At 63.3% G+C, this 11,902-nt stretch carries 14 protein-coding genes; 8 read left to right on the top strand and 6 right to left on the bottom strand.

Translation table 11 applies throughout. The features are described from left to right. Positions 1–89: 89 nt before the first annotated feature. Entirely contained in the window at positions 90–500 is a 411-nt protein-coding gene (locus BKG76_RS05040; RefSeq protein ID WP_070936476.1) for a DUF5313 domain-containing protein, read from the bottom strand. A 54-nt stretch (positions 501–554) separates the two neighbouring features. Between BKG76_RS05040 and BKG76_RS05045 the strand changes: the two genes are divergently transcribed. The 3 genes from BKG76_RS05045 to cynS all read left to right on the top strand — a co-directional run bounded on the left by BKG76_RS05045 (position 555) and on the right by cynS (position 1,766). Next, a complete protein-coding gene (locus BKG76_RS05045; RefSeq protein WP_070936477.1) occupies positions 555–1,049 on the top strand; it encodes a MarR family winged helix-turn-helix transcriptional regulator in 495 nt (164 codons plus the stop codon). Positions 1,050–1,149: 100 nt separating this feature from the next. Next, positions 1,150–1,278 carry a hypothetical protein gene (locus BKG76_RS25400; RefSeq protein WP_269085930.1) on the top strand — a complete coding sequence of 43 codons (129 nt, stop codon included), beginning with the start codon at positions 1,150–1,152 and terminating at the stop codon, positions 1,276–1,278. A 47-nt stretch (positions 1,279–1,325) separates the two neighbouring features. Next, on the top strand, positions 1,326–1,766 hold the full coding sequence (gene cynS, locus BKG76_RS05050) for a cyanase (RefSeq protein ID WP_070936478.1): 441 nt from the start codon (positions 1,326–1,328) through the stop codon (positions 1,764–1,766). Positions 1,767–1,770: 4 nt separating this feature from the next. Here cynS and BKG76_RS05055 read toward each other — a convergent pair whose 3' ends face one another. Beyond that, the gene (locus BKG76_RS05055; protein ID WP_070936479.1) at positions 1,771–2,766 is read right to left on the bottom strand and encodes an immunity 63 family protein; all 996 of its coding nucleotides are present in this window, start codon (positions 2,764–2,766) and stop codon (positions 1,771–1,773) included. A 120-nt stretch (positions 2,767–2,886) separates the two neighbouring features. Between BKG76_RS05055 and BKG76_RS05060 the strand changes: the two genes are divergently transcribed. After that, positions 2,887–3,834: an MPT63 family protein gene (locus BKG76_RS05060; protein ID WP_070936883.1), complete on the top strand. Its 948-nt coding sequence runs from the start codon at positions 2,887–2,889 to the stop codon at positions 3,832–3,834. A gap of 54 nt (positions 3,835–3,888) precedes the next feature. Here the strand turns inward: BKG76_RS05060 and BKG76_RS05065 are convergent, their stop codons facing one another. Together BKG76_RS05065 and BKG76_RS05070 are read right to left on the bottom strand one after the other, a co-directional pair. Continuing rightward, a complete protein-coding gene (locus BKG76_RS05065) occupies positions 3,889–4,809 on the bottom strand; it encodes a hypothetical protein (protein WP_070936480.1) in 921 nt (306 codons plus the stop codon). 108 nt (positions 4,810–4,917) lie between these two features. Next, positions 4,918–5,520, bottom strand: coding sequence for a TetR/AcrR family transcriptional regulator (locus tag BKG76_RS05070; RefSeq protein WP_070936481.1), 603 nt, complete (start codon positions 5,518–5,520; stop codon positions 4,918–4,920). Between the two features lie 87 nt (positions 5,521–5,607). Here BKG76_RS05070 and BKG76_RS05075 point away from each other — a divergent pair, with 87 nt between their 5' ends. Further along, positions 5,608–6,708 carry an oxygenase MpaB family protein gene (locus tag BKG76_RS05075; RefSeq protein WP_070936482.1) on the top strand — a complete coding sequence of 367 codons (1,101 nt, stop codon included), beginning with the start codon at positions 5,608–5,610 and terminating at the stop codon, positions 6,706–6,708. 7 nt (positions 6,709–6,715) lie between these two features. Here the strand turns inward: BKG76_RS05075 and BKG76_RS05080 are convergent, their stop codons facing one another. Next, positions 6,716–8,131 carry an alpha/beta hydrolase gene (locus BKG76_RS05080; protein ID WP_070936483.1) on the bottom strand — a complete coding sequence of 472 codons (1,416 nt, stop codon included), beginning with the start codon at positions 8,129–8,131 and terminating at the stop codon, positions 6,716–6,718. 7 nt (positions 8,132–8,138) lie between these two features. Then, positions 8,139–8,612, bottom strand: a complete 474-nt coding sequence (locus BKG76_RS05085) for a MarR family winged helix-turn-helix transcriptional regulator (protein WP_070936484.1) — start codon at positions 8,610–8,612, stop codon at positions 8,139–8,141. Positions 8,613–9,195: 583 nt separating this feature from the next. Between BKG76_RS05085 and BKG76_RS05090 the strand changes: the two genes are divergently transcribed. The 3 genes from BKG76_RS05090 to BKG76_RS05095 all read left to right on the top strand — a co-directional run bounded on the left by BKG76_RS05090 (position 9,196) and on the right by BKG76_RS05095 (position 11,838). Continuing rightward, the gene (locus tag BKG76_RS05090; protein ID WP_070936485.1) at positions 9,196–9,882 is read left to right on the top strand and encodes a class I SAM-dependent methyltransferase; all 687 of its coding nucleotides are present in this window, start codon (positions 9,196–9,198) and stop codon (positions 9,880–9,882) included. A gap of 369 nt (positions 9,883–10,251) precedes the next feature. Beyond that, positions 10,252–10,614: a hypothetical protein gene (locus BKG76_RS24755; RefSeq protein ID WP_131815789.1), complete on the top strand. Its 363-nt coding sequence runs from the start codon at positions 10,252–10,254 to the stop codon at positions 10,612–10,614. A gap of 366 nt (positions 10,615–10,980) precedes the next feature. Beyond that, positions 10,981–11,838 carry a DUF4436 family protein gene (locus tag BKG76_RS05095; RefSeq protein WP_070936486.1) on the top strand — a complete coding sequence of 286 codons (858 nt, stop codon included), beginning with the start codon at positions 10,981–10,983 and terminating at the stop codon, positions 11,836–11,838. The last annotated feature ends 64 nt before the right edge of the window (positions 11,839–11,902 follow it).

Consider the following 11,902-nt stretch of genomic DNA (forward strand, 5'->3'; position numbering starts at 1 on the left):
CCGGATGAACTCCGAGGCGGCGGTACTCGGCGACTTTTGATCACCAGAGCAATTACTCAGCGCACCAGCATGTTCGAAGTGCCGCGCCTTTAGATGGGGCCACTACTGGAATGGCCGTCACCGCTGCGCGGCCCGAACCTCCGTGCGTAATCCTCGTGGATCCACGCGTCCTTCTGGCGCTTGAGCACATCCACCAGGCCGGGATCCAGATCATGTTGCACGAGCCGGTGACGCCGCCACACCTTGTTGAGGGCATGCGCCATGATCAGCACCCACACGTAGATGGGCACGGTCATTTCCATGTGCACATAGAGCGAGGCCGGCAGTAGCCAGAACGGCGCGAGGATGAACAGAGGCGGAATCGCGCAGCGCAAGATGTGCCGCCGCACAGCCCCCTTGCCCGCCAAATCCTTGGCGACCCAGTCCTTCATCGAATCAGGAAGACGCCGCCCGTAGCAGTAGGCGATGTACTGGAACGGATTCGGACGGTCGGCGGCCATAACTAGATTGTAGACTAATAATTAGTGCACTAACTAATAGCAAGGACAGTGAGAATGACCGCAGTCTCGCCCGAGGTGGACCCGTTGGCCCTGGAACGGCAGGTGTGCTTCGCGTTGGCCGTGACCAATCGCGCGGTACTGGCGGTGTACCGACCGCTGCTCGCACCCCTCGGGATCACCCACCCGCAGTATCTCGTGATGCTCGCACTCTGGGATCACGCCAAGAGCGGTAGCGAGGAATGCCGAGAAGCCTTGTCCGTCAAGCAAATAGCCGCGCTGCTGCAAACCGATTCGGCAACCATCTCGCCCATGCTCAAGCGACTCGAGATGCTGGGGCTCATCACTCGCCCACGCAGTACCGCCGACGAGCGCACCACGCATGTCACCCTGACCAAACAGGGCGCCGCACTGCGCCGAAAGGCGCTCAAGGTCCCCGCCGCGGTGGTGGAACGCCTGGGCGTGAGCCTCGCCGAACTCGAGAACCTCCACAAGGTGTTGACCAGGGTAAACAGCGCCGCACTGGCCGCCGGAGCACTGGACACGGAGTAACGGCCTACGCCGTTTGTGACGTCCGACACATATCCCTGTACACCGATCGGTCTACATGCTGCAATGCTTGTAGACCGATCGATATACCAAGGAGGTCATCATGTGGACAGACTCAGGCGTACTCATCGCGATAGTCCTCGTCACCGTGGCCATGCTCTGGACAGCCAGTGGTGAGAACTCGATGAACTATTACCAGCGCGATGCACAGAAGGGCTTGTGGCAGCGCTAATTAGCGCTTGATTTGCGGCCAAGGTAGGCGTCTGTTTGTCTGACGACATGACCAAGGAAGAAGCCGCCGAACTGATCACCGCGCGCCGCGTCGAGAAGAACCTGACGTGGCAGGAAATCGCGGAAGCGATTGATTCACCGCTGATTTGGACCATCGCCGCACTGTTGGGCCAGCATCCGGTGCCCGAGGCCAAAGCCGCAAAGGTGGCCGAGCTTCTCGATCTGGGGCCGCAAGTGACCAGCACACTGCGCGCGCAGCCGTACCGCGGCACACTCGACGGCGGCGCACCCTCCGACCCGACGATCTACCGGCTTTACGAGGCATTGAGCGTCTACGGGCCCGCGATCAAGGAAGCCATCCATGAGGAGTTCGGCGACGGCATCATGAGCGCGATCAACTTCAAGATCGACGTCACGCGCCGCCCGGACCCCGACGGCGACCGGGTGGTCCTGACCTTCGACGGGAAGTTTCTCGACTACCGCTGGTGATCGCTCACAGCAGCCCGCGGATGTTACGGCCTGTGATGGCACCCCATTTGGTGTCGAGCGCATTCATCAGCAGCTGCCAGTACGGCGCCCACAGCGTGCGCTGCGCCGTGGCCGGCGGCATCGTCTTGTAGGTGGCCGCCTGCTGCGTCCACCGCCACGCCAATCCCCTGGCCACGTCGTCGATGCACCAATAGATCAGCTCGTTCGGGTTGGTCGTGGTCTTCCATACGAAACCTGTTTTCGGGTCACGTGTGTGGTACCAGAACTGGGCTCCGTCGAGCACGTACTGCGGCGCCGTGTTGGAGTGCCGCTCGCCCTTGGCCAGCTCGGTCGGTACGGGTACCTCTGAGATCGCCACTTCTCCCGCGAGTCGGCTCAGCACCGCGATGCGCACATCGACCTGCTCACGGATCCACTCCGAGCTGCCCGGGCTCCCTGGCTCCGGTGCTGCCGCAGACACGACGGCGGGAGGCGCGGGCGCTGCAACTGCCGGCTGATCCACCGGCCCCGGGGCTGCTTGCTCGACAGCGGCCTGCCCCGCAACATCGACGATCGCCCCGCCCGCCCAGTCGACCTTGGCCGGGTTGAGCACTCCGTCCTCTTCGAGCGACAGATCGACGACATAGGCGACGTCGACGAGGACGTCACGGGCACCGGGCGCAAGGGACACCCCGGGGCGCCGGGGACCCAGCAGCGCGACATGCACCATGAAAAACTCACCGTCGTCGTCCCGATCGCAGTACTCACGTTCATATCGGGCGGCATCAGCGGCGTCGAATCGGTGTTTGACCGGAGGTTCCAACAGCACGCTGCAGAATTGCACCGGATGGTTGGCATCACCGTCCAACATGCCGAGTTCTGTTGCGGTAATGGGCAGTTCGGCAGCCAAGCTAGACGCCGCATCGTCCGCCGCAGCACGGATGGTGAACATGCGTGCGTCGGGCGGCCAATCGTCTGGCTCCGGCGCGGCCCCCTGGTGACCGGTGGAATCAACCGTCATGGTCTTAACCGTATGGCAATCGTGTACTTCGGGCGACGATGGTGCACCCAGACCTGTTATTTTTACCGACAGACCGTCCCCGCTGGGGGGAGCAATTCGGACGTCAAGGAGAACCACATCGTGAAGATCAATGTGCCTATCACCGCCGCGGTGGTGGCCGCCGCGGCAGCCGCGGGACTGGCCCTCATGCCCACCGCCGGCGCCGACACCACGCTCGGCCAGCAGGGTCGCCTGACCAATGGCGATGTCGTGCAGGCGTGGACCATCAGTGACCTCAAGGTCAGCGCGGACCAGTTGCCGTACCAGCCCAAGGGCACGCTGTGGGAAGCCACCGCCACCGACGAAGCGGTTCAGGGCAGCGTCATCCCGATCGTCGCCAACTTCAACGCCAAGGCCAAGGACGGCGAGACCTACCGCGTGCTGTACGGCGTGGCCACCGAGCAGGGCGTCAACCCGGGCACCCTCTCACAAGGTGAGAAGACCACCGGCAAGATCTACTTCGACGTGACCGGCGCCAACCCGGAGACGGTGACCTACACCTCCGGCGACGAGGACCTGCTCACCTGGAAGGCCGCTCCGCCCGCCGCCCCCGCGCAGCGTTCAGGTGGTTCCGGCCAGTCGCACGGCACCAACCCCGCGCCGGCCACCAGCACCGCACCCACCCCGACTCCGGCCGCCGTTCCCGCCGGCAGCCAGGGCACCCCGCTGCCCGCCGGCAGCCAGGGCACCCCGGTGGACGAGCAGCAGCCCGCGACGACCTCGACCCCGACGGTGGCACCGGTGACCGCGACCCCGACACCGGCCACCCCGGTACCGGGCGCCGAGGGTACGCCGCTGAACAACACCGCGGTGCCCGCTTCGCCTGCCCCCGCAACGCCGGCTCCCGCCTCCCCGGCTCCCGCATCGCCGGCGCCGGGAGTTCCCGCTGTCGAGGGTGCCGCCCCGCAGACCGTCACTCCGCCGGTGGCGGCTGTACCGGGCGTGCCCGCCGTGCCCGCATCCGACAGCACCCCGCACGGACAGCGCGCAGCAGGCAGCCAGGGAACTCCTGTTCCCACCGAGGGCTAGACAGTCGTTTTTCGGCAATGACCGCCGGCCGCCTCGTGCGGCCGGCGGTTTTTGTTATGAGTGCGACGACCACCAGGCGTACAGCTGGTCCAGAGTCGGACCACTGGCACCCGAGCGCGTCTCGCTGAGTAGAAGTCGGTCCTCGTCGGTCCACGCGACCACCGGGTGGCCCTGGTTGGAGCCACAGAACACCGTGCCGCTGACCTGATCGGGCGTGGCGTTGCGACGCCATGGTCCCGGCGACTGGATCCGGCCGGGGCACACCACCACCGCATTACGTTTCGTCAGGCGGCTCAATCCGGCGGCGAGCGCGGACTTGTCTTTGACCAGTGAGTAGCTCGCCTCTAGGGGCCCGTCCGGGTCTTCACTTCGTCCGCATTTTATTTGCGCGACTGCCTCATTGGCGGGTTCAACGGCCTTGCACGCGGCGGCCGTGTATCCCGTCGGGAGCATGGAAAGCAAGCGGGTCTCCGCATCGGCGTCCCTACTGGACACCGTGGTCGTCGGCGGGGCCGCTGTGGGCTCCGCGGGAGTGTCATCGCCGCCCCGGCTCGCAAAGACTGCGACAACGCCGCCGACAACCACCACCGCGGCAAGTACAGCACCGCCAATCATCAAGGGCCGCTTGCTTCTTTCGGGCTTGTCTTCCCACGATGAGAAGTCGACCGTGGGCGGCGACTTCACCGGCTGCGAGATCGGCGCGGCGCTCGCGGGCGCGGTATCGCCGAAAAGATCGTGGCTGGGCCACTGCATGTACGGCGCGGACGGCGGTGCCCCGTGGCTGCCCGCGTATGGATCGGGAGTTACCTGCTGCTCGAGGAACGGAGGCTGGCCGAAGTCCTGCTCCGACGGAGCGAACGGGCCAGGGTCGGACAACATGCCGGGAAGCGCGTTGAGAACTGGTAGCGGCGCGGTATCCGCGGCATCAGACGAGTCCTCGGACGCCGGCGAGCCCGCTCCGATATCCGGATCCATCCACTACCCCCAATGTCTAGTCGCATCTCCCCGACCATGGTCAATGCACAAGATTACTTGGCCTGGTCCCCCACCGGCCAAAAGCACGCATAGTGGACCCGCGTGCCGCTAATGGACCGCCGTGCTGGGCTCCGGGACCAGTGCCCGCGCGATGGGCAAGATGTACTGGCGAGCGTACTGCTCGGCGTCTTCCCTGGTGGCGAGCTCTCGCCGCGGGCTAGGCGCAAGGATCAGCGAATGTGTCAGGCGCACAAACACTTCGGCAACCCCGTACGAATCATCAACAAGATCACCGGCGCTGCGACTCACGTGACCCGCCAGGTACGTTGTCGCCATATCCAAGGCTGGGCCCGCTCCGGTCGTCATGATCGGTAGCACCGACTCTGGATCCGTCTCCACCGCGCGCTGCATCAGGGGATGGGTGTGCACGTACCAATAGATCCCGGTGAAGCCCGCCACGAGCTTGTCCTCGGGGCTGTCTAGCGCGGAGATTTCCCGGTCGATGGCAGAGAACATCGTCTGCGCCTCACGCATGAGGACCGCGAGGACAAGTTCCGTCTTGTTGGACCAGCGGCGATACACCGTCATATGCGACACACCCGCGCGCCGCGCGATCTCGTCGACCGTCGCGCGACGAATACCGAAGCTGAGCATGGTCTGCAGCGCCGCATCCAGGATGCGCTCGCCGGTCGGATCCGGATCTGCAGACACAGCTCAGTCTCTCACGCAGCGGTACTTCCCAACCCGATGTTGCAATGTTAGATTCAAACTCAGTTCCTAACATTGACGGAGGATGCAATGACGCATGTACTGCCGCTCGACGCCGAACACGACGGTGAATTGGATACAGATCCCCCGGAGGACGGCCTTGCCCTCCTACGCGTAGACGGGGCCCGCCCGCGCGTCATGGCCGAGTTCCGCAAGCACCTGGGCAGCCCCCTCGTCGGCGTCTTCGGCGGGGTGTTGTTCGACGAGGTGGCCTTGGTGCCGGTGGCCGCTTCCGTGGACCGGTCGGGGCGGTTTCGGGAGAACTTCACCGACCGCGGCATCCGAAGCGCGCTAAGCGCGATATCGGTCTTCGCCGGCGACCGAGAGCAACGAGCCGACACCGCGCGGTGGCTCAAAGAGCAACACCGCGCGGTGCGAGGTACCGGAGTCGGCGAGTATGAGGGAATTCGTTACAGCGCATTGGATCCCGAGCTCTGGATATGGATCGCCGCCAGCGCCGTCAACGCCACTATGGAGTCCTTTCCGCACTGCACGGGATACACCTTGACCCCGATCGAGAAGGAGGCCGCATATCAGTATCAGCGGTACCTGCTCAGGGACCTCGAATTGCCTAGCGCCAAAGGTAAATTCCCGCCAACATATTCCGCATTCGTCGACTACTACGACGACATGGTGGAAAACAGGTTGCAGTCCAATGGTTTTCTACGTGACCAGTTCGCCGGTTTGATGCGGCTGCCACTGCCCACACTGCTACTGCCCGCCGCGGTTCGCCCGGCCCTGTTGCCCCTTTGGCTGGCGATTCGCCCGATCGCCGGCCGGGTGATTCAGGTCTGCTCGGCCAAGGCGATGCACCCGGAGATACGCGAGATGATCGGGTTCGAGCTCAAGCCCCGGCACCAGCTGGAGTTCGCGTTGTATACGCGGCTACTGCAGTTGGTATGGCGCGTCGCGCCGGAACGACTACTCGTAGAACCCATGCTGTACAACAATATTCGCCTCGCCGAGGCCCGCTCGGGACTCGACGGGTCACGCACCGCGCAGCGCAGGTTCGACAAACTTGCCCGCTCGTTGACGCGACGCAACGAGCGCCTGGCCAACTTCTATCACGGCTATCGTCTCGACAGCTTTGCCGCTCCAGAGCGGCCCACCGGTACCTGCCCGTTTGGGTGATCGGGCACTACCTACCCGCTGCCCGGACGGCGGTCGCTGCGGGCGTGCTCAGCTCCGGCGTCAAGCCGGGCAATGGAATCCGTGGCGTCTGGGGCACACCAAGACGGCCTGCCAACCAGGGCAATGCGGCATCGAAGGCCTGTGCGGCGAACGGCCAGTCATGTCGCCCGGGCTGCGACGAGACCGCGCAGCGAATACCGTGTGCGCTGGCTAGCCCACAGAGCGAATTGGCCGCGACATCCTGCCCTTCGGGGTTCGCAAGACCGTCGTGCGGACTGTCGCTCACCGACCCGATCCCGGCGGCCGTCAGCAGCCGGTGCCCCCTACCGCCGGGGATGTCGAACCATCCGGCGACCGAGCCGTACTGCCCGTGGTGGCTGATCACCGTCGCCGGATCAAATCGCGACCACGCGTCGGCGTCACCACCGAACAAGGTGGCAATCGTGTGTGTGCGATCGCCGGTATTGGGGCTGGCATCTCCGGCGATGTCGACGAAGGCGCTGAAGGTCTCCGGATGCATGACCGTCAAGTCCAGGGCGCAGGTACCTCCCATCGACCAGCCCGCGACACCCCAGTGGCTCCGGTCATCGCTCACCCGGAAGTTGGACACCATGTAGGGCACAACATCTTTGACGAGATGATCGGCGGCATTCCCACGTTTACCGTTGACGCATTCGGTGTCATTATTGAAAGCCCCTGTGGCATCGGCGAATACCAGCACCGGCGCGAACCCATCGTGCTGTGCGGCGAAGTCATCGGCGGCCTGGGCGGCATGACCGGCCCACACCCAGTCCGCCGGGGTATTCAGTGCCGATCCGATCATCAACACGGCGGGAAGTCGCGGTGCGGGGTTGCGGCCAAACCATGCGGGCGGCAGATACACCAGTTCGGTCCGGTGCCGGAAACCGGACGCATCGGCCGGAATCGCCACCGGCGTAATGACACCCGCGGGCGGCTGCACACCGGCGATCTGCATGGCCAAGATGGTGCCGCGATCGACCTGCCCCGGTACCGGAGCCTGCGTGAGCCGCGCCCAGGCCGAATGCACCGTGGGCAGGTACCCAATCCACGCATTCATGGACAGTCCGGCACACACCACACACAGTGGCACCGCGACGACGTTCAACACTCGCCGCCACCACCGAGCGCTAGGCCAGTCCACCAACGTCAGCCCGGCGGCCAGCCCGATACCCGCGATCCACAGCCACAACCAGGGCGGTGCCGGATCGCCCGCGACGCCGAGCGAGTCCAGATACCAATACGCCGCGCATGTCAGTACCGCACCGAGGGCAAGTCCAGGAAGGATGAGAATCCGCCGGCGCGGCCCACACACCGCGTAGAACAGCACCGCTGCCGTGCCGAGCTGGACGATGATCGGCATCCAGCCGTGAATCAACGACAGCTGTCCAAAGTAATGACGCATCGGGTTCCTACAGGTCTGCGGGCCCGGCGGACTCGCCGCCGGCCGTGGTGAACGCGTCCAAGGCGCGTACCAGGCCACGACGTTCCCGTGCCGGCATCCGAGCAGCGATCCGGGCGATCTCGGCGCGGCGCTGCGCCATGACCTCCCGAACCACGCCCTCACCATGAGCGGTCAGTTCGGCAACCAATTCCCGGCGTGACCGCGGATGTGGATGACGATTGATCAAGCCCGCGCCCACCAATCGATCCACCATCCGCCCAGTGGTCGACGGTTGTACTCCCAGTAACTGCGCCAGCGTTGCCAAGTTGACGGGCCCCTCGTTGAACAAGATCACCAACGTGCGGAACTGAGGAAACGTGATGGTCTCGTCAACCTGGGCGATCGACCTCGCGGAGACCGCCAAGAGCAACCGCGAAGCCACCAGCAGTGAATCCGCGAGCGCATCAAGCGATTCGTCACGATCGACGTCGTCAACGGTCACACTGACTTCCCTTCCGAATCTACGGCGACCACAGCGGGCATTACCCTACCTCCTAGCAACTGTTGCATAGCGCTATGATTTGCGCGCGCCGCGCAGGTAGCGACCACGGCCTGCACAGTCACCGTGGAACGCAGGCGGAGTTACGTGCCGACGAAGAGAACCGTTAGCAACGGACCTTATGATCCATGACTATCTTCTTCGCAAATCGAAGGAATGCTCGCGCGAGCCGCTCGCCCTCCCCGTGCCGACCGAAGCGCTGGGTCGGCCCGCGCCCCGTGGACCGCGGCCGAAAATGGACCGAAATCCTCATGCCAGGTGCACCCCGTCGCGCAACGAACTCATTCGTACCGGATCCGCGATATCGACTGTTCCGATGTCGTTACGTAAAAGAAAATCCTTAATAACTCATGCGCCGTAACCTCTGAATGTATGCGAATTCGTGACGTAAATTCAGCGTACTACCAGCTTCTCTTCAGATCTCCTCAAGGTGATACAGATAGCCGCCTGAGAAACGCATTAAAATTGCGCCGATTAAAAGCATCTCCATTGCCCGGCACTAGATGGACTACCTAGACTTCGTTTTATGCCAACTTTCAACGTAAACGCAGTGGATTGGGACGAGTTGTACCGCGGTGAGGCTTCGTATGCCCCCGGGGACCCGGGCTGGAACATCGGGGAGATGCAGCCAGAATTTGCAGCTCTACAACGTCAAGGAAGGTTCGACGGGCCGATCCTTGATTCCGGCTGCGGCGTGGGGGTCACCGCATTGGCCCTGGCAAGTTTGGGCTATGAGGTGGTGGGTCTCGATCTATCCGCCAGCGCAATCGACAAAGCGAAAAAAACTGCGGAAAAACTCGAATTAGAGATTGAATTCGCGACGGCCGATCTCACCGCCGATACCGGATACTCCAACTATTTCAATACCGTCATCGACGGGCTTGTTTTTCACAGTCTGCCGCGAGAGTCGCGCGATGGTTATATTCGAACTGCGACACGTGCACTGGCACCGGGAGGAAAATTCTTTGCGCTCGTCTTCGCAACTGAAGCGTTTCCTCCGGAAATCGGTTTCGGACCGCGCGCCTTCACCGAAGAGGAACTCCGCGAGATCATCGGGGCACATCTCGTCGTCGACGAGGTGCGACGAGCGCGCGCCTGGGTCAATGTGCCACGCATCCTCCCCGACGGGTTCGAGTACCGCAATGTCACGATTGGTTCCGATGGTCGTGCCCAGTTACCCGCATGGCTCACGTCCGCGCATCGTGCACCGTAAGTCCAGAAGCAGCTCCATAACCAGAATGGCATAGTACAACTATTGCATAGTGCCACTGTTATAGATGCCGCGCCGGCCCATTACGGGGCAGACGGGCACCAATCACCGCATCGAGAGGGTGAGCTAGATCCACACTCACAGCACCGTTGACCACAGTCCCCGCCAGTAGTTTCCTGAATTTTTCCCAGCTTCGAGTGCTCGCGCATCGCGCTAGCTCACCCTCTCGATGCTCCGAGCTGGAAACTCGCAGTACCCGCTAAATCCCTTGCGGCATCGGCATTCACAGCTACCGCGCAGGGAATCACCCAGGAAACCCCATCATTCCGGTCATATCTTTAGGTAGTAAAACTTACTGAGAGAGGACCGTCGATGACGAAGCCACAATCAGTGCGCGGTCGAGTTATGTTGGCGGCCGTGGCCGCCGCTTGTGCCGGCACACTGGCATTTCCCGGAGTCGCCTCCGCGGCGACCAATAATCAAGAAACACAATCCATTTCCAGTGCAACTGCTGTCACTGCCCTAGGCAACGACAGGGTGCCGGTCTCTGACGGGTTCACTGCCGTACCCACCCGCTGGGGTCACGGCGGCTGGGGCGGCCATGGCGGCGGCTGGGGCGGTCGCGGTGGCGGCTGGGGCGGCCCCGGTTGGCGTGGACCGGGATGGCGTGACGGCGGCTGGGGCCCCTGTGGTGGCCCGGTCCGCGACCTGCTCCATCCGTGGCGTTGCCTATAGCGCACCAACGTTAGTAGCGGACACGCACTGCGCCTGATCAAGTCCCGAAGGCGCAGTGCTTCTCCGGGTCCGACACAGTACGGCGTGATCCGACATCCCCGGACGGCGTGCGGCGCAGGGGATGTCGGATCTGGCGCTAACATCGGGCGGTGAGCTGCACACTCTTCGTCGCAGCCGATTTCGGAGCACAGCCGACAACGCTGTCGAAGTAGCTCCGGCGGGGCTTCCTAGGCGACGCCCGTGCCATCAACGGATGAGATACCTGCGGAAAGGTGCCATATGTCGACGCCTACGATCGGTTCGTTGCGCCTGCCGAGCGTGCCCAGACTGGTTGGTTTGGGGATACTCGTGGTGGTAGTTACGTGCATGAGCGTTTCGTTGTATTGGTGGGAACGTGACCGGGGCGACCGCGCGACTGTTCTTGGAGAGACAAGCAATCCGGACCGCGTCAACATCTCCGTGCTGATCCAGAAGGTGGATCCGGCCACAGCACGGATCAGCGCGCAGCTGGAGGTGCGCGGCGAGGGGGCATTGGTGGACGAGCACCACAACCTGAAGGAAGACGCAACCTTAGTCAGCAACGCTGTCACGAACCCGACAGTTGTGGCCAAGGCGAACGAACGTCCGGAGTATGTGTCGGTCCAATTCGCCTTGCGCGACGGCATGTTCACCGACTATCCCTTTGACAGTTACACGTCGAACTTCGTCTTCCGTGTACACATCGGTGACGGCCCCACTCGGCGCGAGGTTCCCGTCCGGGTCGTGTTCAACAACATCGACGCCTTCTTCAAGGTAGCCCCGAAGCAAGAAGAATCGATTCAGGTTCATCATCAAAATGGCGAGACCAAGACCATCACCCCGCCCCAATCCGTGTTCGTCTCTACCGCCACGGTTGCGCGCTCGACGAGCACCCTCGTGTTCGCGGTCTTCATCATGGCGTTCATGTGGTGCCTGACTGTCGCGGCCCTCATCGCCGCCTGGTACGTCGGCAGCGGCAAGCTCGGGTTGTTCTGGTCCGGGCTTGGTTTCCTCGGTACATTGCTCTTCGCGCTCATCCCACTGCGCAATGCGGTGCCCGGCGATCCACCGATCGGCTCGCTGATCGATTTCGCGGCGTTTTTCATTGCCGAAGGCGTGGTGTCGATTTCGATGATCATCACCGTGCTCCACGGTTACCACATCGAGGTCTCCAAGAGGGCCGCGGCCGAGGAATCAATCGATTAGCCAGGCCTCACAGATCTATTCAGCACCTTTGATCATCGCAGTTCTCATCGCCCCTCCCCCGATC

The organism is Mycobacteroides franklinii (genome assembly GCF_001853795.1).
Lineage (GTDB): Bacteria > Actinomycetota > Actinomycetes > Mycobacteriales > Mycobacteriaceae > Mycobacterium > Mycobacterium franklinii.

Coding starts and splice junctions, on each gene's coding strand:
- BKG76_RS05040 (WP_070936476.1), bottom strand. CDS start 500: ATGGCCGCCGACCGTCCGAATCCGTTCCAGTACATCGCCTACTGCTAC.
- BKG76_RS05045 (WP_070936477.1), top strand. CDS start 555: ATGACCGCAGTCTCGCCCGAGGTGGACCCGTTGGCCCTGGAACGGCAG.
- BKG76_RS25400 (WP_269085930.1), top strand. CDS start 1,150: ATGTGGACAGACTCAGGCGTACTCATCGCGATAGTCCTCGTCACCGTG.
- cynS (WP_070936478.1), top strand. CDS start 1,326: ATGACCAAGGAAGAAGCCGCCGAACTGATCACCGCGCGCCGCGTCGAG.
- BKG76_RS05055 (WP_070936479.1), bottom strand. CDS start 2,766: ATGACGGTTGATTCCACCGGTCACCAGGGGGCCGCGCCGGAGCCAGAC.
- BKG76_RS05065 (WP_070936480.1), bottom strand. CDS start 4,809: ATGGATCCGGATATCGGAGCGGGCTCGCCGGCGTCCGAGGACTCGTCT.
- BKG76_RS05075 (WP_070936482.1), top strand. CDS start 5,608: ATGACGCATGTACTGCCGCTCGACGCCGAACACGACGGTGAATTGGAT.
- BKG76_RS05080 (WP_070936483.1), bottom strand. CDS start 8,131: ATGCGTCATTACTTTGGACAGCTGTCGTTGATTCACGGCTGGATGCCG.
- BKG76_RS05090 (WP_070936485.1), top strand. CDS start 9,196: ATGCCAACTTTCAACGTAAACGCAGTGGATTGGGACGAGTTGTACCGC.
- BKG76_RS24755 (WP_131815789.1), top strand. CDS start 10,252: ATGACGAAGCCACAATCAGTGCGCGGTCGAGTTATGTTGGCGGCCGTG.
- BKG76_RS05095 (WP_070936486.1), top strand. CDS start 10,981: ATGAGCGTTTCGTTGTATTGGTGGGAACGTGACCGGGGCGACCGCGCG.